The sequence below is a fragment of the Streptomyces sp. JH34 genome (assembly GCF_029428875.1).
Taxonomy (GTDB): Bacteria; Actinomycetota; Actinomycetes; order Streptomycetales; family Streptomycetaceae; genus Streptomyces.
In genome coordinates, this window is the sequence record NZ_JAJSOO010000001.1 from 939,755 (window position 1) to 959,869 (window position 20,115).

A 20,115-nucleotide genomic window follows, 5' to 3' on the forward strand; every position below is an offset into this window, starting at 1 on the left:
GAGGAAGCACGGCAGAGGGCCATGCAGCCGCCGATCGCACGACGGCCCCGGATGTCACCCGGTGGACGTGGTGCGAGGAGCGGGAAGTGAGTGCTACCCGTCGATCACGACGGGTACGCATCGAAGAGACCCAAGATCGGACCGAAGAATGATTCTCCTTGGCGCCATTCTGCTCATCATCGGCATGCTGGTCGGCGTTTCCCTGCTGACCACCATCGGTGGCATCCTCGTCGTGGTAGGCGCGATCCTGTGGATCCTGGGCGCGAGCGGACGCAAGATCGGTGGGCGCAAGCACTACTTCTAGACGCGGTGAGCGCGATCGCTGCCGCCAGGGGTGATCCGCGGATCACGGTGACGGCACAGACGTCCGGTGTGGTGGAGATGTCCGGTCATCCCCACCACACCGGACGTCTGCGTCGTGCCGGGGCCCGGACGCCGCCCGAGAGCCGCTCCGGTCAGCCGGAGGGCCCGGTCGGCGCCGCGGACCCCTCGACGGCGCCCGGCAGCAGGTGGGCCCGGCCCGCCGGCAGCGGCACCACTCGCGAACCCCTGGCGACGGGCGGCGCCGCACCGCCACCGGTCACCAGGACTGCCACGGGTTCGCGGCGCGCGAGGTCGCGGAGCGCCTCAGGCGTGATGCTCGCGTCATGCCCAGCGGTCTGCCGCGAGGCGCAGCCGGCGTAGTAGGCGATCGGCACGGCGTCGTCCCCGCTCAGCACGCACGGCGGGCGCACCCCGATCCTGTTCAGCGCACCGGCGACCGCGGCGAACCGTGCGCCGGTGGCCTGGCTGGTGCGGATCACGTGACTGAGCACGGAGAGCTGGACCCCGAGATGGGCTGCCAGCAGCAGCGCCAGCGCGGCGGTGCCCGCCGGCCGGCGGGCTCGGTGCGTGCGGGCGAACAGATGCGTGAGGTACTCGGCCACCGGTACGGCCAGCAGTGCGTAGGCGGGGAGCAGGAAGCGGGGCGCCGCGTACCCGACGAGGAACAGGTACGGAACGGCCGTCGAGAGTCCCGTCGCTGTGGCCAGGAGTGCCACGGCGCCCCGTCCCGCACGCCGGGCCGCGATGATGCCGCCCGCTGCGAGGAGGGGCAGCGCCGCCCACCACACCGCGGTGGCCGGGTTCTCCCATCCGATGTCGCACGGGCGGCAGAGGGTCCGGCCGGCGAGCGCGCGCAGGTGGTCGTCGACGGCGAAGTTCCACCCGAGCCCGCCCTGGATCTCGCCGGCCCGGTGCAGCCGGGCGACGAGCCCCCCGTAGTGGGTGTACGCCTCGGCGATCCAGGGTGCGCAACCCGCCACGAGCCCTCCGGCGAGTGCGGCGCAGAGGACCGGCCGGTGCCGGCCGGGTACCAGCACGGCCGCGAGCACCAGCGGCAGCGCGAGCCAGAATCCGTCGGCGGGCCGCATCAGGGCGACCAGCGCCACGGCCGCGCCGGCCGGCCGACCCGGCGTGTCCGGTGCCGCCGCGCAGGGCACGCACGGCCCAGCCCGTCGCGGCCAGGGAGCCCAGGGCGCACCACAGGTTCGGCATCGCGGCGGGGCCGTAGAACAGGGTCGGCCACAGGCCGGCGAACAACGCGCCGGCGCCCACGAGTACGGGCGGTGGCAGTACGTGGCGCCAGGTCCGGAGGGCGACCACCAGGGCGGCGGCGGAGAGCAGGGCGAGGTGGATCCGCAGTGCGGTGGTGGACGTGGTGAGTGCCGCGACGGGAGCCACGAGGTAGGAGATCCCGCGGGCGCGCGGTGCGCTGAAGAAGGCCGCGGGAGCGTTGCCGCCGACCTGGCTCACGTAGACGGTCTCGTCCCAGGCGAGCCCCGATCCCGGTACGACGAAGGCCAGTTGCACGGAGGCGAACACCACGGCGACCGCGACCAGCCACGGCAGCGGTCCTGCGGCCGGCCGGACCGGCCGGACCGGGACCTGCTGCGGCGCCGGACGCACCGGCCGGGTGTTGTACGGCCGGGTGTTGTACATGACCGCTCCAGTCCTCACCGGCGCCGCGGAGGAAGGGGCGCGGCCTGGTCAACGAGACAGGGACGGCAGGGGTCACGCGGGACCGGGAAGCCGCGGGACCGGGTGTGCCGGGTGCCCCAGTGCCCCCAGTGCCCCCAGTGCCCCCAGTGCCCCCAGTGCCCCCAGTGCCTCCTGAGGGATACCCCTCAGATCGCCTCAGCTCCTACACGATCGCGCCGTGCAGGTGGATCGCCCAGAGCAGCGCGGCGAGGGACGCGGTGTGCAGGACGGCGCGAACGGTGTTCCACCTGACCCAGCGGCTCTCGAACGCGGCCCGTGCCGCGCCGAGTTGGCTGGGGGACGCGTCCGCCCCGACCTCGTCGAGCGCGTCGTTGAGGGGCACGTTCCGCGTCCCGGTGACCAGGAACGCCAGCCCGAAGAGCACCAGGGCCGTGACGATCCACGGCAGGGTCCCCGGGCTGTGCCCCCGCGCGGCGAGGACCGTCGCCAGGACGAGCAGCGGCAGGGGCGCGAGGAAGGGGACCAGGAACCAGCCGTTGATGACGGCACGGTTGACGTGCTGCATGCTCCGGACGAAGGCCCGGTCGTCGTTCCGGGACAGGCCCGGCATGACGGCGTACGCGAAGGCGCAGAACAACCCGGCCATCAGCGCCGCTCCCCCGGCCGAGGCGAGGAGTGCCGCGGTCTGCAGCGTTCTCATGTCTGCTCCTGAACTGAAGAGAGAAGGGGTGCACGGCCGCCGGTGCTTGGAGGCTGCTCCGGGCTCCGGACCGGGGTGACTCCACCGTGTCGATCGCCGATCGGGTTCACAAGCGATATCGCCTCCGCTTCTCGCCCGGCCCCTCGGCCGGTCCGGCCACGACGAGGCGGTATCCCTCGAAAATCCCCGGCACAGCACTGTCACAGATATGCCATACGATGCGCACACCTGTTCACAGCTCTTCCGTTTGAGGATGCCCACGTCATGTTTTTCGGTGTCACGTCCCGTTCAGCACGCGGCATGTCCGCCGCTGTCGCCCTTCTCGCGATCGGCGCGGTGGGCTGCGCCGACGCCATCGACAGCGCCAAGGACGGCGCCAAGAAGGCCGTACGCACACGGTCGGTCTTCTCCCTCGCCCCTGGCGACTGCTACAACCCGAACAGCGGGGCGACCGAGGGCGAGGAGCTCAGCGTCGAGATCGTTCCGTGCGACGAGGCGCACAAGGGCCAGGTCGTCGGCGAGTTCGACATCGAGGGGAAGTCGAAGTACCCGGGCGACGCCGGGGCGACGGAGATCGCCGACCGGCGGTGTCCGGCGGAGTCGCTGAAGTTCATCCCCGACACCTGGGCGATACCGAAGGGCGTCGACCTCTTCTACTACTACCCGACCAGCGAGAGCTGGAAGACGGGTGACCGGGCCGTGAGCTGTACGTACGCCAAGGAATCGGGCACCTTCTCGGGTTCGCTCGAGAACAAGTCCCTGACCGCGGACCAGGTCACGTACCTGAAGGGTTCGAACGCCGTCTACGAGGCGCTCTGGAACAACCAGCCCGAGGCGGACCAGATCGAGGACGACCTGGCGGGCTACAAGAAGCAGGCCAAGGCCATCTCCGAGGCCCTGGACACTCACCTGGCGGCTCTGAAGGGTCTGGAGCAGCCGCAGACCGCCAAGCTCCGCTCGCAGCTGGCGGAGACCGCGGAGGCCTGGAAGGACGCCGCTTCGGCCGGTGACACGGACGACTTCTACGTCGCCTACGACCTGGGATTCACCGGCATCGACCCGAACAGGACGGTCGCCGCCCGCAAGGAGCTCGAGCTCGCCACCACGGTCCCCGCCGACGACGCCGCGGCCTGGGCGGGCTGACCCCGCCCGCGCGGGCCGCCGTTCCGACTGCCGGCCGGCCCGCGCGCTCCCGGGGGGTGAGGCTCTCCACGCCCCGGCCAGTCACCACATCACACCGCACACGCACGAGGAACCCATGCCCACCCCCGAACCCTCTCCCTTCCAGTTGCTGTCCGGCGCCCCCGGGTCGCCGGTGCTGCTGCACGTCCCGCACTCCTCCCGGGTCGTGCCGCAGCGGGTGCGCGGCGGCATCGTGCTGGACGACGGAGCGCTGGAGTCCGAACTAGACCACATCACGGACTCCCACACGGCCGACCTGGCGGCCAGGGCGTCCGGCCTCTGTTCCGTGACCCCCTGGCGCTTCGTCAACGGCCTGTCGCGACTGGTCGTCGACCCCGAGCGCTTCCCTGACGACCGGGAGGAGATGCTGGCCGCCGGTATGGGCGCGGTCTACACCCGGACCACGCACGGGGAGGTGCTCCGCCCGGCCGGGGTGGATCCTGAGCCGTTGCTCGACCGCTATTTCCATCCCTACGCCGACGCGATGACAGCGGCCGTCGACGACCGGCTCGCCGCCACGGGACGCGCCGTCGTCATCGACGTCCACTCCTACCCGTCGCGCGCGCTCCCCTACGAACTGCACGGCACCGGCCCGCGCCCTCCGGTCTGTCTGGGCACCGACGGATTCCACACCCCACCCGGGCTCCTTGCCCTGGCGGAGGCGGCGTTCTCCGGATTCGGCGGCACCGGCCTGGACAGCCCCTTCTCCGGTACGTACGTGCCGTTGAAGCACTACGAGGCGGACTCCCGGGTCGGCGCGCTGATGATCGAGATCCGGCGCGATCTGTACATGACCGAGCCCGGCGGCCCGGCCGGCCCGGGGCTCGACGCGCTCGCCTCCGCACTGGCCGGACTGGTCGACGGGCTCATGGACCTGTGACGGGAGCGGCTACCTGGGACGGGCGTACGGACGGGTCATGATCTCCATGTTGTGGCCGTCCGGATCCTCGAAGTAGGCCCCCCGGCCCCCGAAGAGGCGGTTGATACGGCCGGGTTCGGTGTGGTGGGGATCCGCGTAGTAGGTGACCCCGAGGGCCTCCAGCCGGGCGATCATCGTGCCGAACTGGGCGTCGGGGACGAGAAAGGCGTAGTGCTGCGACTGCACCGGCTCGTCCCGCAGTTCGTAGTAGTCGAGCGTCACGCCGTTGCCCAGGTCGACGGGCAGGAACGGTCCGAACGGCGCGCCGACCTCCAGTCCCAGGACGGCGGCGATGAACTCGGCCGACAGGCCGCGGTCGGTGGTGTGGACGGCGTGGTGGTCCAACTGGACGACGTCGACGCCCTGCTGGGCCGTGTGCGGGTCCCGCTGCTGTGTGTGGGGCATGCCCGATGGGTCTCCATGTCGTGTGATTCCGCTGGGAGGGGCGCCGCTCACGGGCGCCGGACGGGACAACACGACGGGGTGGCGGGCCTCTGGCCCGCCGCGCGCTCACGCAGGGGCCGGGCACATCTCACGTACGTGGCCCATGGCCGACCCGGCAGTCACGGGGCCGATCCTAGCGGCTTCGCCCTCCGGGCGCACCGGTCCGACGTGGCACGTCCCGGACGCACGGCACGAGGGTCAGGCACGGGGTACAAGAAGGAGAACCGCTCGTGCCGGCGCGGGGGTCGCCGCCGTCCCGGGTCGCGGGGCGGCGGCGCACACGACGGCACCCGAGGCACGGACGTGCCGTGGTGTCACGTCAGAAGAAGACCCCGCACCTCAGCAGCACGTTCGCGTACGGCCGGGCCTCTCCCGTGCGCACCACCAGGCGGGCGGACGCCGTGAGTTCCTTCAGCTGTTCGTGGGACACGAGCTCGAGGCCGGGGATGCGGGCGGTGAGCAGACGGGCCGCTTCCGGGTTCGCCTCCCCGGTCTCCTCGGCCGCCGTCCCACCCTCCACGACGAGCTCGTCCAGCAGCCCGTCCAGGACCTCGGCGAACGACGGGACGCCCGCCCGGAAGGCCAGGTCGACCACGCGGGGGCCGGCGGGTATGGGCATGCCCACGTCGCAGATCAGGACGCCGTCCCCGTGGCCGAGTCCGGCCAGGGCGCCCGCGAGGTGGCGGTTCAGGATGCCTGACTTCTTCACAGTGCCGAGACCACTTCGCTGGTCGGGAAGGACGCCTGCGCGCCCTCCTTGGTGACGGCCGCCGCGCCGACCCGTACGGCGAACGCGGCGGCCTCGGTGAGTTCCTCGCCCAGGCCGAGCCGCCAGGCGAGGGCGGCGGTGAACGCGTCGCCCGCTCCCGTGGTGTCCACGGCGGCGACCCGGGGGCTCGGTACCCGTACGGGACCGCCGGCGCGGGTGTCGGAGACCAGTGCGCCGTCCGCGCCCAGCGTGATCACCACCGAACGCGGTCCGAGGGCGGTGAGTCCCCGCGCCCAGGACTCCGGGGTGTCGCCCGCACCGTCTCCCAGGATGAAGCGCGCCTCGTGCTCGTTGACCACGAGGGGATCGCAGGCGGCCAGCACCTCGTCGGGGAGCGGCGCGGGCGGGGAGGGGTTGAGGACCAGGCGCGCGCCCGGCCCGAGCGCCCGGGCCGTCTCCGCGACGGTGTCCAGTGGGATCTCCAGTTGCACGGAGACGACCCGGGCCGCGGCGAACAGGGGGCCCGCCGCCCTGATGTCGTCGGGAGTCAGCCGGGCGTTGGCGCCCGGTGACACGACGATGCTGTTGTCCCCCGACGGGTCGACGGTGATGAGGGCGACCCCGGTGGGCGCACCCCCGACGAGGACTCCGCCCGTGTCGACGCCCGCCTCCTGCTGCGAGGCGCGCAGCAGCCGGCCGTGGGCGTCGTCGCCGACGCGTGCCAGCAGAGCCGTACGCGCTCCGAGACGGGCGGCGGCGACCGCCTGGTTGGCGCCCTTGCCGCCGGGGTGGACGACGAGGTCGGTGCCGAGCACCGTCTCGCCCGGTCCGGGGCGCCGTTCGACGCCCACGACCAGGTCGGCGTTGGCCGAGCCCACGACCAGGAGGTCGTACCGGGAGGGCCCGGCGGGGGCGGAGGGCGCGGAGTCTTCGTTTCCGTACATCTGGACGGTGCCTTCCGTGATCAGGAGAAGTCGGCGACGTTCTGCCGGGTGACGACCTTGACCGGGACCTTCACCATGCTGTCGACCTTCTTGCCGTCGGCCGCCCGTACCGCGTTCCGCACGGCGATCTTCCCCAGTTCCTTGGGCTGCTGGGCCACGGACGCGTACAGCGTGCCTGCCTCGACAGCCGTCAGGCCGTCGGGGGTTCCGTCGAAGCCGACCACCGAGACGGACTTCCCGGCCTTGCTGCCCAGTGCCTTGACGGCGCCGAGCGCCATCTCGTCGTTCTCGGCGAAGACGCCGGTGATCCCGGGGTGGGACTGGAGGAGGTTGGTCATGACGTCCAGGCCCTTGGTGCGGTCGAAGTCGGCCGGCTGGGTCGCCACGATCTTGATGCCCGGGTAGGCCTTGATGCCTGCGGCGAAGCCCGCGCCGCGCTCACGGCTGGCGGAGGTGCCGGCGGTGCCCTGGAGGACGATGATGCTGCCCTTGCCTCCCAGCCGGTCGGCGAGCGACTTCGCGGCGAGCTTGCCGCCCGCGACGTTGTCGGAGGCGACGAGAGTCGCGGTCTTCGCCTTGTTGACGCCGCGGTCGGCGGCGACGACCGGGATGTCGGCCTTGTTGGCGCTGCGGACGCCGGGGCCGACCGCGTCGGAGTCCACCGGGTTGACGATGACGGAGTCCACTCCGGAGCTGGTGAAGTTCTCCAGCTGGTTGGCCTGCTGCGAGGCGTCGTTCTGGGCGTCGGTGACGGTCAGGTCGACTCCGGCCGCCTCGGCCTCCGCCTGCGCGCCCTCCTTCATCTGCACGAAGAACGGGTTGTTCAGGGTGGAGAGCGACATGCCCACCTTGGTGGTGGTGCCGGAGGAGCCGGACTTGAAGAAGGTCACGGCGGCGATGACGGCGGCCAGGCAGACCACCGCGATGCCGACCTGTATCGCCCCCTTGCGGCCCTTGCCGGGTCCGCCGGGCGCGGCGGACGAGCCGCCTGCGGTCGCGGCGCCGGATCCGGCCTTGCGGCGCAGCGTGTCGAGCAGCACCGCGAGGGCGATGACGACGCCGATGACGACCTGCTGCCAGAAGGCGGACACGGACAGGAGGTTGAGGCCGTTGCGCAGGACCGCGAGGATCAGCGCGCCGATCAGTGTGCCGGACGCCTTGCCGACGCCGCCCGCGAGGCTGGCGCCGCCGATGACGACCGCGGCGATCGCGTCGAGTTCGTATCCCTGGGCGGCCTGCGGCTGCGCGGAGACGAGGCGGGAGGCGAGGACGATGCCCGCGACGGCCGCGAAGAGGCCGGACAGGGCGTAGATGGCCAGCTTCTGCTTCTTGACCCGCAGTCCGGAGAGCCGGGCGGCCTCCTCGTTGCCGCCGATGGCGTACATGGAGCGGCCGATGTAGGTGCGGGCCAGGATGAGCGCGGCTATCAGACCCATGGCGATCATCACGAGGACGGGGACGGGCAGCCAGCCACCGAGGGTGTCACCGAGCACGGAGACGGAGTCGGGGAAGGGGATCGGCCGGCCCTGGGAGATGACCAGGGACAGGCCGCGGGCCACCGAGAGCATGGCCAGCGTCGCGATGAACGACGGCAGCTTGCCGTAGGCGACGAGGGCGCCGCTGACGAAGCCGCAGGCGATGCCGGTGGCGACGGCGAGGATGACCGCCAGCCAGACGGGTACTCCGGCGGACGTCGCCGACCACGCGAGGACGGTCGCGGAGAGCGCGGCGACCGAGCCGACGGAGAGGTCGATGCCCGCCGAGACGATGACGAAGGTGACGCCGAACGCGAGGATCGCGGTGACCGCGGCCTGGACGCCGACGTTCAGCAGGTTCTGGGTGGTGAGGAAGTCGCCGGAGAGCAGCGACATCGCCACCAGGAGGACGACCAGTGCGCTCAGGGCGCCGTTGTCGAGCAGGAGGCGGCGGAGGGTGTGTCCGGCGCCGCCCGCGTGCGCCTTGCTCGGATGCGTGTCAGTGGCCACGGGGGCCCTCCTCTGCCTTCTCGGTGGGTGTGGTGACGGGTGCGGCGCTGACGGCGAGTGCCATCACCGCGTCCTGGGTGGCTTCGTGTGCGGGGAGTTCTCCGGCGATGCGGCCCTGGGCCATGACCAGCACCCGGTCGCTCATGCCGAGGACCTCGGGCAGGTCGCTGGAGATCATCAGGACAGCGTGTCCGGAGGCCGTGAGCTCGTTGATGAGCTGGTAGATCTCGACCTTGGCCCCGACGTCGATGCCGCGCGTCGGTTCGTCGAGGATCAGCACCCGGGTGTCGGCCAGGAGCCACTTCCCGATGACGACCTTCTGCTGGTTTCCGCCGGACAGGGTGCGGACGTGCTGGCCGAGACCGGCCATCCGTACGCCCAGCTGTTCGGCGATGCGGGCGGCGGCGGTGCGCTGCCCCTTCACGTCGACGAGTCCGGAGCGGGTGGCCGAACGTAGCGTGACGAGGCCGAGGTTCTCCTGCACGGAGGCGTCGAGCACGAGCCCCTGGCCCTTGCGGTCCTCGGGGACGAGCCCGATCCCGGCACCCATGGCGGCGGTCACGTCGTGCTTGCCCAGCCGCTCGCCCTGTACGTCGACGGTGCCGGTGTCGTAGGGGTCGGCGCCGAAGACGGCGCGGGCGACCTCGGTGCGGCCCGCTCCGACGAGTCCGGCGAGGCCGACGACCTCGCCGGCCTTCACGTCGAAGCTGACGTCGTGGAACACCCCGTCGCGGGTGAGTCCGCGGACGGACAGCAACGGCGCCCCCGTTTCCGGGCGTTCACGCGGATACTGCTGGTCGATGCTGCGTCCCACCATGAGCTGGACGAGTTCCGTCTCGGGTGTCGAGGCGGGCACCTGGTCGATGCTGCGGCCGTCGCGCAGGACGGTGACGCGGTCACCGAGCGCGGCGATCTCGTCGAGGTGGTGGGTGATGAAGACGACGCCGACACCGTCCGCGCGGAGCTGCCTCACGATGCCGAAGAGCTTGTCGACCTCTTCGGAGGTGAGGACCGCCGTCGGCTCGTCCATGATCAGGACGCGGGCGTCCAGGCTGAGGGCCTTCGCGATCTCGACCATCTGCAGCCGGGCGATACCCAGTTCGCGGACCCTGGCCCTCGGCGAGATGTGCAGGCCGACCCGGCGCAGCAGCACCTCGGCGTCGGCCTCCATGCGCCGCCGGTCGATCATGCCGAACCGGCGCGGCTGGCGGCCGAGGAAGATGTTCTCGGCGACCGTCAGGTCGGGCACCAGGTTGAACTCCTGGTAGATCGTGGCGATCCCGAGCTTCTCGGCGTCCTGGGCGCCGTGGATGCGCACCTCCTGGCCGCCGGCGAAGATCCGCCCGCGGTCCGGGCGGTAGGCGCCGGAGAGCATCTTGATGAGGGTGCTCTTGCCGGCGCCGTTCTCGCCGAGCAGGACGTGCACTTCGCCGCTGCGCAGGTCGAAGTCGACGCTGTCCAGGGCGACGACACCGGGGAAGGTCTTGCGTACGCCTTCGATGCGCAGCAACTCGACTGATTCGCTCACTCGTTGCTCCCGGGGGTGGAGGTGCGCTCGCCGCAGGAGCTGCGTACGACGAGGGTGGCGGGCAGGGTGACGGACTGCGGGGGCCGGCCCTCGACGATGTCGACGAGGGCGCGCACGGCCGCACGGCCGAGGTCGCCCGTCGGCTGCGCGATCGCGGTGATCGGAGGGCCGGTGTGGACGAACCACGGGATGTCGTCGAAGGCAGCGAGCCCGATGTCCTCGGGTACGCGCAGACCGCGTGCGCGGATGGCGTCGAGGGCGCCGAGCGCCATGAGGTTGTCGGCTGCGAACACGATCTCGGGCGGTTCGGGGAGCGAGAGGAAGTGCTCGGTGGCACGTCGTCCGCTGTCCGCCTGGAAGTCGCCCTGTCCGATGTAGGCGTCGGGGAGCGCGAGCCCGTGGGCCCGCATGGCTTCCCTGAACGCCTCGACGCGTTCGTCGCCCGTGGTGGTCGCCGCAGGGCCCGCGATGATGGCGAGCCTGCGGTGCCCGAGGGCGTACAGATGGGCGACCAGGTCCTGGATGGCGCGGTGGCCGTCCGCGCGCACGACGGGGATGTCCACCCCGGGGATCCAGCGGTCGACGAAGACCATCGGGGTTCCGGTGCGTGCGACGTCCAGCAGCAGCGGTGACTCGCCGTCGGCGGGCGACACCAGGAGTCCGTCGATCCTGCGGTCCAGGAGCGTACGGACGTGGTGGTCCTGCTGTTCGGGCCGCTCGTCGGCGTTGCCGATGATCACGCTGTAGCCGAGTGCCCGGGCCTCCTCCTCGACGGAGCGGGCCAGCGCGGTGAAGTACGGGTTGAGTACGTCACTGATGACGAGACCGAGCGTGCGTGTCTGGTCGGTGCGCAGCGAGCGGGCCACGGCGTTGGGCCGGTAGCCGAGGGCGTCCACGGCGGCGAGGACGCGTTCGCGCGCGTCCGGGCTGACGGAGGGATGGCTGTTGAGAACGCGGGAGACCGTGGCGACAGAGACTCCTGCCTGGGCCGCGACATCCTTGATGCTCGCCATTTCCGGACCACCTCCTTGTGGTTTCCGTGAGCCTCGAAACCAGCGGAACAAGCCGTGGAATCGATTACACGGATGATTGGAATCGATTACATGGCGGAAATCAACCCCCTGAGCGGCGCCCGAGTCCGGATTGTGATGCACCACTCCCCCGGCGCCCTTCACCGAGGGCCGGCCGTAATGCGCGCCCCGAGACATCGCCGAGACGATTCGGAGAGTGGCCGCCAGTTCCATCGCCCCGGGCCCATGTGCCCACGACGGCAGGGACACGACGCACTGGAGGCGCGATGGACAGCGGGGCGGATGGACGCACGGCTGACGGCCACGGACCGGGGAACGGCCTTCGGACGCACGCCACTTCACCGCGGCGGTGGTGGTGGTCGCGGTTCGCGGTGCTGACCGCGGCCGCGGTGGGCGCCGCGCTGCTGACGGCACCCACGGCGCAGGCGGCACCCGTCGCCGCGCAGGCGGCACCGTGCCCGCAACTGCCCTGCGAGGGGTCGGATCCGGGTCAGGTGACCGCGTGGCAGTCCGGCGGGGCGCCGAAGGTCCTGAAGGAGACGACGCTCGCCTCGGGGACCCGGATCGTCCAGTACACCGGCAAGCCGGCCTGGGACGCCGCCGCCGGCCGCACGTACACCTGGGCCGAGGTGCGCTTCGGGACCGGGGTGACCGACGGCCGGCTGTGGCTGCGCGCCGAGGACAACTGGGGCGACGGCATCAACATCATCCAGGCCGTGGAGCACCCGCGTTCGTACCGTGGCACCACGGGCACCACCGGCATGTTCGTGTACTCGACCTCGGCGCCCCGCGGTACGTACGCCAACAGCGCCTGCGCCACGGACGGCACCCAGCGCGGCTGCCTGAACGAGTACGGCGCGGAGGTCGTCCCCCTCGGACCGTGCGAGGGCTGGTGCGCCGAGGTCGCCGATCCGCGGGCGGTGCCACAGTCCGACTGGTCGTACGTCGAGCGCGCCGACTACGACCGGGTCGAGCTGCCGTCCGGCGCGTCCGTGCAGCAGGTGGCCGGACGCCTGAAGCAGGGCAGTCTCCTGGGCTGGGCCGAGGGCGAGCTCCCCGCGGGCGGCCGCTTCTGGCTGGAGGCGTGGCAGGGCCAGGGCCGTTGGGGCCAGGTGTACTCCGAGTTCACCCGCGCCGGCGCCTCCCGTACGACGACCGGCTCGACCCGGGCCTTCTCCTGGCTGCCGGAACTGCGGGCCTGCGTCAGCGACGCGACGGGCACCGAGTGCACCAAGGACGAGGACGTCATGGCCACGCCTCCGGCCGGGGCTCCGTGCGATGCCCTGCCGTGCACGGGCATCGACCCGGCGAGCGTCACGGAGTGGATGCCGCTCTACGACGGTGATGTGATCGAGGACGCCGACATCTACCTGGGGGGCCGGCTCAAGATCCACAAGGGCCGCCCGTCCTGGGACCCGTACCACTTCTACTACTGGGGCGAGGCCGAACTCCCGCCGGGTCGCAACGACGTCTCGGCCACGCTCATGAAGCACGCGTCCGGAGGCGCGGACTCCCGGAACTCACGCCCCGAGCCGCTGCCCGGCGGCCGGCTGACCGCCTCCGGTACGACGAAGATGATCGCGCTGGACCCGCTGTCCGGAGACGAGATCGCCGGACTCGTGGTGGACGGCAGGAAGTGGGCGTTCGCCACCCACCAGGACGACAACATCTACCAGACGTCCGTCCAGGGCCCGGTCGGCCCGTGCGCACCGGGTGAGGCCTGCGAGGGCGTCGCCCCGACGGCGGTCACCACCTGGGCGTCGAAGGCGACGGAGTGGGCGACGGCGACCCTGCCGAACGGCGCCCGGGTCACACTGTCGGGCGGCCGGCCCGACTGGTCCGTGACCGACCACTACGCCTGGGCGCACTCGACTTCGGCGGGCGTCACCGTGTGGCTGGAGGACAAGCAGCCCGGCGGGGCGTACGCGAAGGTCGCCGACGCCGGCAAGCTGAAGGCGACCGACGGCCGCTGGGTGCGGGCGTGCCTGTCCGACGGTACGACGACGAAGTGCACGACACCCACGTCGTGACCGGTGCGGCGTGAGCCGCCAGGTGGGCCGGGCCACGGTGCCGGGCCCACCGCGGCCCTCGCCGGAGCGACGCCGACAACCCCTGGAAAACACGAAGAACCCCAGCTCAGCTGGGGTTCTTCGTCCTGCGTGGTGTCCGAGGGGGGACTTGAACCCCCACGCCCGATAAAGGGCACTAGCACCTCAAGCTAGCGCGTCTGCCATTCCGCCACCCGGACAAGGTGCCTGTCGTCCCGGGGTGTTCCCCGTGGCGACGAAGAAAACAATACCAGGGGTTCGGGGTGCCTCTCACCTGCGTTTTCGGTGGTCAGTGCGGCGCGGACCGTCCCCGGCCCGGCTCACGCCGACGCGCGTACGCACCGTGGCGTGCCGTGTACGCGCAGTCGCGTCGGGCTACCTTCGCGGGCATGAGTGGCAAGAGCGTCCCGAGCGGCGGGAGCACGCACGTCCACCGGACGCCCCCCGCGCTGACCTCGCTGCGGGAGCGGCTGCGCGACACCTTCTGGTTCGCGCCGACAGCCGGCCTGGTGTGCGCCTTCGCACTGTGGTGGGTCCTCTCCGAGCTGGACACGAGGATCGTCGCGCATCTGAAGGAGGAAGGGGCGTACCGGGAGCTCGGGGACCTGCTGGCCTTCGCCGTGGACGCCCGGACGATCGTCACCACGGTCAGCGCGGCGATGATGACCTTCATCGGTGTCGTCTTCAGCATCTCGCTGGTGGCCGTGCAGATGGCGAGCGGGCAGCTCACGCCGCGCGTCGTCCGCATCTTCGTGCGGAGCAGGATCAGCAAGCTCACGCTGACGGTGTTCCTGGCGACCTTCGCGTTCTCGCTGCTCGTCCTGACCTCCTACGAGGGCGGAGCGGAGCCCGACCTCCGGCGGGTGACGTCGGTGCCACTGCTGCAGAGCCTGCTGACCCTGGGCCTGGTGGGCCTGAGTCTGATCCTGTTCGTCGCCTACGTCTCGTCCACCCTGCGGCTCATGCAGGTCGGGCCCGTCCTCGATCACATCACCCGGGATTCGCTCCGCGCCCTGGTGCGGCAGCCGGGAGGGGCGGCGGCGGAACCACCTCGCGAGCCCTGCGCGGCGCAGCTCGTCCACCACGGGCGGGCGGGGGTGGTGCGGGACGTGGCGGTGGCACGGCTGGTGCGGAGCGCGCGACGGCACGGGGTCGTGCTGCGACTGGTACCGAGGGCCGGGGACTTCGTGGTGCCGGGCACACCGCTCCTCACCGTCCACGGCGGGCCCACCCCTCCCCCGCGCGCCCTGAGAGGGACGGTGTCGGTCGGCGTGGAGCGGGCCCTGCACCAGGATCCGGCTTTCGGCCTGCGGCAGTTGGTGGACATCGCGCTGCGCGCCCTGTCGCCGTCCGTGCACGATCCGACCACGGCGGTGCAGTGCCTGGACCGGATCGTGCAGTTCCTCTCCGTCGCCGTCACACTGCCGCTCGCCACGCTGCACCACCGTGACCGCCGGGGCGACGTCCGGCTCGTCCAGCAGGTGCCGGGGTGGGCCGATCTCGTGGATCTGGCCTTCGAGGAGATCCGCCGGTGCGCGGCCGACAGCCCTCAGGTCACGCGCCGGCTGCTCGCGGGGCTCGACGATCTGCTGCTGCTCGCCTCCGACGAGCGGCGGAAGCCGCTCCTGAGGCACCGCGCACTCCTGGTGGAAGCGGTCGAGCGCACGGTGCCCGGGGCGGCGGGGCGGGCGTTCGCGCTGCGCCCGGACCGGCAGGGGATCGGCTGACCGCCGTGACCGGCACCGCCACGGCGCCTTTTTCCGGATCGGCCCCGTCCGGCGCGGTACTGACAGGACGACTGGCGTCGCGCCTCCGCCGTGACAGGCGGAGAAACAGTGTGTGAACGCGAGGGGCCTGGGCACCCGGCCGAAGACGGTGGCACGCCGGAATGTGTCTGTGATGTGCAGAACACAGGGACGCCCCGGCCCGGGAGACGAGGCATTCGGACTGCGACGGGGCGAACAAGGCCTCAACACGGCTGTTTCGGGCCGGTGTTGCCGCTCAGCCTTCCGGACTCCCTGCCTCCGGGAGGTGTGCGACCCGGTGATAGCATCCCGGCATCTGTGATCTTGATCCACTGGGATCCAGATGCTGATTTGCGATCGACGGCCTGCTCTCCACGTAACAGCGGCCTGGCAGCCCGAGTGGCTGCGTCGCGGGTCTTCGGGAGGTATGCCGTCGCCGTCCGCCTGCGCCGGGAAAGGTTTCCATGAATCAAGACGCACTCGTGTGGTGCATGGTTGCGGTGACGGTGACAGCCGTTGCCGCCGTAGTGGCACTCGCCGCCCGCAACAGAGCCCTGGGGGCGAAGAAGCAGCAGTCCGAGGCCGAGCTGAGACGCCAGCTGCACACATCCGACAGTCACCTCCACCTCTCGCGGGCTGAACTGCAACGTTTCAGGAGCGAACAGGACGGGACGGTCAGGGAGGCCAAGGAAGCGGCGGAGGAGAACACCAAGGCGGTCCTCAAGGGCGCGGCCAGCTTCCTGCAGAGTCTCGCGGCGGAGCAGACCACCCTCCTGGACGGCGTCCAGCGCAAGTACGGCAACCACGCCGTGCTCAGCGACCTGCTCGAGGTGAACCACGCCAACGCGCAGATGGCCCGTAAGGCGCAGGGCATCGCGGTCATGTGCGGTGCTCCGCTCGGCCGCCGCAACAGGCCCGCCAGCGTCTACGACGTGGTGCGCAGCGCCCAGGGGCAGATCCGCAACTTCCACCGGGTCTCCGTCATGCAGCAGACCGCCCTCGCGCTGAAGTCGTCGGCGGTCGCGCCCGTGGCACTCGCGGTGGCCGAACTCCTTGACAACGCTGCCAGCTTCTCCCAGCACGACGCACCGATCGAGGTGACGTTCCAGCGGGTCCAGAGCAATCTGTGCATCGTCATCGACGACGCCGGTGTCGGCATGAACGACGAGGACCGCCAGCGGGCGACCGAACTGCTGTCGGGCGATGTCGTCCCCCGTCTCTCGCAGCTGGGCAACCAGCCCAAGTTCGGCTTCCCCGTCATCGGCCTGATCGCTCGTCAGTACGGCTTCAAGGTGGATGTCACCGGAGTCTCCCGGTACGGCGGCGTCCGGGCCGTCGTCCTGCTGCCCGAGGAGCTGTGGACCATGGAGGAGACGCCGCCCGCCCAGGAGGCGCCCGTGAGCAGCATTCTGCGTTCGGAGAACCGGCCGCCGAGCGGGACCGCGCGCACGACCCACGGCCTGCCGAAGCGGGGAGCCCGTCAGGCTCCCATCGCGAGCGTGCCGGACCCGGTGGCCACGCGACCGGACCCGACGCCGCCGGCGCCCGAGAGGACCAGCCGTTCCTCCGGACGCAGCCTGGGGGCCTTCCAGCGCGGCACTCTGTCAGGCCGCAATCTCGACACCACATCCGAAGGGTCCGAAGACGCATGACCGCAGACCTGTCGTGGATGCTCGAGGACATCGTGCAGAACGTGCCCAGGGCACGGCACGCCGTCCTGCTGTCCGCCGACGGACTTCCCCGTGGTGCCACTGAAGGCCTGGCCGAGAAGGAGGTGAACACGATCTCCGCCGCGATGGCCGGGATGCAGTCGCTCAGCCGTGCCACGTCCCACTTCGCCGGACCGGAGACGGACCGGCAGTGGAGTCAGACGATCATCGAGTTCTCCCACGGATGGAGCTTTCTGATCGGAGCAGGGCAGGGCGCGTACCTGGCCGCTGCCGCGGCGCCCGACGTGGACATGCAGCAGATCTCCTTCCGTATGCACCGGCTCGTGGCGAGGCTGGGAAACAACCTCACCTCTCCTCCCAGGGTGAACTCCGAGGAGGCCGCCGGTACACGGAACACCGGGACGGGCGGGCGCGGAGGTTCCGGTGACTCGGGGTTCGTGCTCGCCGATCTCGACCGGGTGATCGCCGACGTGCGGGGCGCCCGTCACGCCGTGCTGCTCGGGGCCGACGGACTGCCCCGCGGGGCGACCAGCGGGCTGAACAGGGACATGGCGGACACGATCTCCGCGGCGATGACGGGCATACACGCCTACAGCAGGGTCACTTCGCGGTTCGCGGGCGTCCAGGAGGACGCCGCGTGGCGGCAGACGGTCATCGAGTTCCAGCACGGCTGGATCTTCCTGATATCGGCGGGCCCCGGGGCCTTCCTGGCCGCCGCCGCGGAGCATGACTGCGACATAGAGGAGTTCACCACCCGCCTGCACGAAGTGATCCCGAAGCTGACGCCGTCGGCAGTGGGGGGAGAGGGGGTGGCTCATGCCTGACGGGCCCGACCAGGAGCTGGAACTGACGTCCTCGTTAGTCCCCCTCTTCGTCATCACCAACGGACGGGCCCTGCCCCCGGACCACGAGTACGAGCACACCACGCTCGTCATGGCGGCGCAGGACGCGGCGGCCACGGCACGCACCCTCTCCCCCGAAGCCGGCCAGGTCATGGCTCTGGTCACCGAGGGTTTCCTGTCCGTCGCCGAGGTGGCCGGCCACACGCACCTGCCGCTGGGCATCGTGCGCATTCTGCTGGCGCAGTTGGAGGAGGACAGCCTCATTCTGGTGAGGAGGCCGATACCTCGCGCCGAGCGTGTCGACAGAGAACTGGTCAGCGCCGTGCTCGAAGGCCTGAAGAATCGATTCGGAGCGTAACGCGTGTACCTGGATCCAGACGTCTCCCACGCGGTGAAGATCCTCATAGTCGGGCACTTCGGGGTCGGGAAGACCACCTGCATCGGCAGTCTCTCCGAGATCGAGCCGCTGCGGACCGAGGAGGAGATCACCGAGGCCAGCGAGGGATTCGACGACCTGTCGGGCACACCTCACAAGAAGACCACCACCGTGGCCATGGACTTCGGCCGCCTCACCCTCAGTGACTCGCTGGTCCTCTACCTCTTCGGAACGCCCGGGCAGGAGCGTTTCAAGGAGATGTGGGAGGAGTTGTCACGGGGCGCTCTGGGAGCACTGGTCCTTGTGGACCCCGAGCGCCTGCACGAGTCCTTCCCCGTCCTCGACCTGGTCGAGAGCTTCGGTCTGACGTACGCCATCGGCGTCAACCACTTCGAGGGCACCACCGACTATCCACTCGACGAAGTCCGCGAGGCGTTGAACCTGACCGCCGACACGCCCGTCGCCAGGTGCGACGTCCGCGACGAGAGAACCTCGGCGCAGGCCCTCATCACCCTCGTCGAACATCTCATGTCCCAACTCGGCTAGGAGCGCCGCACCATGCAGCAGCCGCTTGACCCGCAGGAGATACCTCCCGGGTGCCCCGCCCACGAGAACGTCCGGTTGTACGGCCCCGCGTTCGGAGCCGACCCCGACGGCCACTACGCGCATCTGCGCTCGTTCGGCCTGAGCGCCCCCGTCGACATCGCCCCGGATGTGGAGGTCGAGCTGGTCACCAGCTACGACGCCGCCCTCTACGTCCTGCAGAACCCCGCCTCCTTCGTCCGGGACTCCCGCCGCTGGAACGCGCTGAACGAAGGCCGTGTCCCGGCGGACAGCCCGGCCCTGCCGATGATGAGCCACCGCCCCAACGCCCTGTTCAGCGACGGTGCGGCCCATGCCCGGCTGCGCCAGGCGGTCACCGACAGCCTCGCCACGGTCAACGAGCTCCAGCTCGTGAAGCAGACGCAGCAGTCCGCCGACTACCTGATCAGCCGCTTCGGTTCCGAGCCCCGCGGCCAGGCGGAGCTGATGTCGGAGTACGCCCAGCCGCTGCCGCTGCTGGTCTTCAGCGACCTGTTCGGCTGCCCCCCGGAGATCGGTGACCGGGTGATCGCCGGTATCAGCGGCATCTTCGAGGGGACTCCGGGTGCCGACGAGGTCCTGGGCGGCGCGCTCCTGGAGCTGATCGCCCTCAAACGACGCCGTCCGGCGGCCGACCTGACGACCCGTCTGATGGAGCACCCGGCCCGGTTGAGCGACGAGGAGGTGCTGCACCAGCTCGTGACCCTGCTCTCCGGAGGTACCGCTCCCCTGACCGCCACGATCGGGAGCAGCAGTGCGCTGTACCTGGGCGAGGAGTGGCAGCCCGGGCTGCCGGTCGAGGACGCGGTCGCCCAGAGCCTGTGGAACTACGCTCCGATCGCCAACTACGCGGCTCACTACCCGGTCCATGACGTCGACCTCGGCGGCAGGACCCTGCGGGCCAACGACCCGGTGCTGATCTCCTTCGCCGCGGCAAACACCGATCCCAAACTGACCGAGCACCGCCGGCAGCTCAGCGCCAAGGCCCATCTCGCCTTCGGTGCGGGCCCGCACGCCTGCCCCGCCAAGGACCCGGCGTTCATGATCGCGGTCACCGCGGTCGAGACTCTGCTCAACCGGCTGCCGGACATCGAGATGCGAGTTCCGTTCGGGACCCTCGCCTGGGCTCCGAGTCCGTGGAGCCGCTCGCTGGTGACCCTCCCCGTACGCTTCACTCCGCGAGCTCAGCCGTCGCCCGCCTCCGGCCACGCGCAGCCGGGCGCCGCGCCCCAGCAGAGCGCGCCCTCCCCCGCCGGATCCCACGGCTCCCAGCCGCAGGGCGCTGCCGCGCCGCAGCACAAGGGTGGTCTCTTCAGCCGGTTCCTGGCATGGACGAGAGGGGAGTGATTTTTGTTACCCCCTGATGCCCCTGTGTTATTGGATGCTTCAACGATCTTGTGGGTATGCATGGCGGCTGGTTCTAGAAAGGG

The 20,115-nt window shown here is 70.9% G+C and carries 18 protein-coding genes and 1 tRNA gene; 10 read left to right on the forward strand and 9 right to left on the reverse strand.

Annotated features, from left to right (window positions below; all coding sequences use genetic code 11):
• Positions 1-148: 148 nt before the first annotated feature.
• Entirely contained in the window at positions 149-304 is a 156-nt protein-coding gene (locus LWJ43_RS04350) for a hypothetical protein (protein ID WP_277330941.1), read from the forward strand.
• 151 nt (positions 305-455) lie between these two features.
• Here LWJ43_RS04350 and LWJ43_RS04355 read toward each other — a convergent pair whose 3' ends face one another.
• Together LWJ43_RS04355 and LWJ43_RS04360 are read right to left on the reverse strand one after the other, a co-directional pair.
• Complete coding sequence (locus LWJ43_RS04355; RefSeq protein ID WP_277330942.1) at positions 456-1,430, reverse strand: hypothetical protein; 975 nt, start codon at positions 1,428-1,430, stop codon at positions 456-458.
• Positions 1,431-2,182: 752 nt separating this feature from the next.
• Positions 2,183-2,680: an anthrone oxygenase family protein gene (locus LWJ43_RS04360; protein WP_277330943.1), complete on the reverse strand. Its 498-nt coding sequence runs from the start codon at positions 2,678-2,680 to the stop codon at positions 2,183-2,185.
• Between the two features lie 264 nt (positions 2,681-2,944).
• Between LWJ43_RS04360 and LWJ43_RS04365 the strand changes: the two genes are divergently transcribed.
• Together LWJ43_RS04365 and LWJ43_RS04370 are read left to right on the forward strand one after the other, a co-directional pair.
• A complete protein-coding gene (locus tag LWJ43_RS04365; protein ID WP_277330944.1) occupies positions 2,945-3,823 on the forward strand; it encodes a septum formation family protein in 879 nt (292 codons plus the stop codon).
• Positions 3,824-3,938: 115 nt separating this feature from the next.
• Complete coding sequence (locus LWJ43_RS04370) at positions 3,939-4,742, forward strand: N-formylglutamate amidohydrolase (protein WP_277330945.1); 804 nt, start codon at positions 3,939-3,941, stop codon at positions 4,740-4,742.
• A 9-nt stretch (positions 4,743-4,751) separates the two neighbouring features.
• On the opposite strand, the gene LWJ43_RS04375 is transcribed toward LWJ43_RS04370, so the two are convergent.
• The 6 genes from LWJ43_RS04375 to LWJ43_RS04400 form a co-directional block, all read right to left on the reverse strand.
• Positions 4,752-5,186, reverse strand: coding sequence for a VOC family protein (locus LWJ43_RS04375; protein ID WP_277330946.1), 435 nt, complete (start codon positions 5,184-5,186; stop codon positions 4,752-4,754).
• A gap of 358 nt (positions 5,187-5,544) precedes the next feature.
• Positions 5,545-5,934, reverse strand: coding sequence for a D-ribose pyranase (gene rbsD / locus LWJ43_RS04380; RefSeq protein ID WP_277330947.1), 390 nt, complete (start codon positions 5,932-5,934; stop codon positions 5,545-5,547).
• Positions 5,931-6,878 (reverse strand): ribokinase, encoded by a 948-nt coding sequence (locus LWJ43_RS04385; RefSeq protein ID WP_277330948.1) that lies wholly within the window; start codon positions 6,876-6,878, stop codon positions 5,931-5,933. Before LWJ43_RS04385 ends, rbsD begins: the two co-directional genes overlap by 4 nt.
• A 20-nt stretch (positions 6,879-6,898) precedes the next feature.
• On the reverse strand, positions 6,899-8,863 hold the full coding sequence (locus LWJ43_RS04390; RefSeq protein WP_277330949.1) for an ABC transporter permease/substrate-binding protein: 1,965 nt from the start codon (positions 8,861-8,863) through the stop codon (positions 6,899-6,901).
• A complete protein-coding gene (locus LWJ43_RS04395; protein WP_277330950.1) occupies positions 8,853-10,391 on the reverse strand; it encodes a sugar ABC transporter ATP-binding protein in 1,539 nt (512 codons plus the stop codon). The genes LWJ43_RS04390 and LWJ43_RS04395 overlap by 11 nt, the downstream gene beginning before the upstream one ends.
• On the reverse strand, positions 10,388-11,404 hold the full coding sequence (locus LWJ43_RS04400) for a LacI family DNA-binding transcriptional regulator (RefSeq protein ID WP_277330951.1): 1,017 nt from the start codon (positions 11,402-11,404) through the stop codon (positions 10,388-10,390). Before LWJ43_RS04400 ends, LWJ43_RS04395 begins: the two co-directional genes overlap by 4 nt.
• A gap of 389 nt (positions 11,405-11,793) precedes the next feature.
• Here LWJ43_RS04400 and LWJ43_RS04405 point away from each other — a divergent pair, with 389 nt between their 5' ends.
• Entirely contained in the window at positions 11,794-13,452 is a 1,659-nt protein-coding gene (locus LWJ43_RS04405) for a hypothetical protein (RefSeq protein ID WP_277330952.1), read from the forward strand.
• Between the two features lie 130 nt (positions 13,453-13,582).
• On the opposite strand, the gene LWJ43_RS04410 is transcribed toward LWJ43_RS04405, so the two are convergent.
• A tRNA-Leu gene (locus LWJ43_RS04410) sits at positions 13,583-13,670 on the reverse strand.
• A 189-nt stretch (positions 13,671-13,859) separates the two neighbouring features.
• Here LWJ43_RS04410 and LWJ43_RS04415 point away from each other — a divergent pair.
• The 6 genes from LWJ43_RS04415 (at position 13,860) to LWJ43_RS04440 (ending at position 20,032) form a co-directional block, all read left to right on the forward strand.
• Positions 13,860-15,197 carry a DUF2254 domain-containing protein gene (locus tag LWJ43_RS04415; RefSeq protein ID WP_277330953.1) on the forward strand — a complete coding sequence of 446 codons (1,338 nt, stop codon included), beginning with the start codon at positions 13,860-13,862 and terminating at the stop codon, positions 15,195-15,197.
• A gap of 482 nt (positions 15,198-15,679) precedes the next feature.
• The gene (locus tag LWJ43_RS04420) at positions 15,680-16,867 is read left to right on the forward strand and encodes an ATP-binding protein (RefSeq protein ID WP_277330954.1); all 1,188 of its coding nucleotides are present in this window, start codon (positions 15,680-15,682) and stop codon (positions 16,865-16,867) included.
• A complete protein-coding gene (locus LWJ43_RS04425) occupies positions 16,864-17,709 on the forward strand; it encodes a roadblock/LC7 domain-containing protein (RefSeq protein ID WP_277330955.1) in 846 nt (281 codons plus the stop codon). The genes LWJ43_RS04420 and LWJ43_RS04425 overlap by 4 nt, the downstream gene beginning before the upstream one ends.
• A complete protein-coding gene (locus LWJ43_RS04430) occupies positions 17,702-18,085 on the forward strand; it encodes a DUF742 domain-containing protein (protein WP_277330956.1) in 384 nt (127 codons plus the stop codon). Before LWJ43_RS04425 ends, LWJ43_RS04430 begins: the two co-directional genes overlap by 8 nt.
• Positions 18,086-18,088: 3 nt before the next feature.
• Positions 18,089-18,649 carry a GTP-binding protein gene (locus tag LWJ43_RS04435; RefSeq protein WP_277330957.1) on the forward strand — a complete coding sequence of 187 codons (561 nt, stop codon included), beginning with the start codon at positions 18,089-18,091 and terminating at the stop codon, positions 18,647-18,649.
• A gap of 12 nt (positions 18,650-18,661) precedes the next feature.
• Positions 18,662-20,032 carry a cytochrome P450 family protein gene (locus LWJ43_RS04440; protein WP_277330958.1) on the forward strand — a complete coding sequence of 457 codons (1,371 nt, stop codon included), beginning with the start codon at positions 18,662-18,664 and terminating at the stop codon, positions 20,030-20,032.
• The last annotated feature ends 83 nt before the right edge of the window (positions 20,033-20,115 follow it).

Coding starts and splice junctions, on each gene's coding strand:
- LWJ43_RS04430 (WP_277330956.1), top strand. CDS start 17,702: ATGCCTGACGGGCCCGACCAGGAGCTGGAACTGACGTCCTCGTTAGTC.
- LWJ43_RS04420 (WP_277330954.1), top strand. CDS start 15,680: ATGAATCAAGACGCACTCGTGTGGTGCATGGTTGCGGTGACGGTGACA.
- LWJ43_RS04400 (WP_277330951.1), bottom strand. CDS start 11,404: ATGGCGAGCATCAAGGATGTCGCGGCCCAGGCAGGAGTCTCTGTCGCC.
- LWJ43_RS04360 (WP_277330943.1), bottom strand. CDS start 2,680: ATGAGAACGCTGCAGACCGCGGCACTCCTCGCCTCGGCCGGGGGAGCG.
- LWJ43_RS04385 (WP_277330948.1), bottom strand. CDS start 6,878: ATGTACGGAAACGAAGACTCCGCGCCCTCCGCCCCCGCCGGGCCCTCC.
- LWJ43_RS04370 (WP_277330945.1), top strand. CDS start 3,939: ATGCCCACCCCCGAACCCTCTCCCTTCCAGTTGCTGTCCGGCGCCCCC.
- LWJ43_RS04415 (WP_277330953.1), top strand. CDS start 13,860: ATGAGTGGCAAGAGCGTCCCGAGCGGCGGGAGCACGCACGTCCACCGG.
- LWJ43_RS04350 (WP_277330941.1), top strand. CDS start 149: ATGATTCTCCTTGGCGCCATTCTGCTCATCATCGGCATGCTGGTCGGC.
- LWJ43_RS04375 (WP_277330946.1), bottom strand. CDS start 5,186: ATGCCCCACACACAGCAGCGGGACCCGCACACGGCCCAGCAGGGCGTC.
- LWJ43_RS04425 (WP_277330955.1), top strand. CDS start 16,864: ATGACCGCAGACCTGTCGTGGATGCTCGAGGACATCGTGCAGAACGTG.
- LWJ43_RS04440 (WP_277330958.1), top strand. CDS start 18,662: ATGCAGCAGCCGCTTGACCCGCAGGAGATACCTCCCGGGTGCCCCGCC.
- LWJ43_RS04365 (WP_277330944.1), top strand. CDS start 2,945: ATGTTTTTCGGTGTCACGTCCCGTTCAGCACGCGGCATGTCCGCCGCT.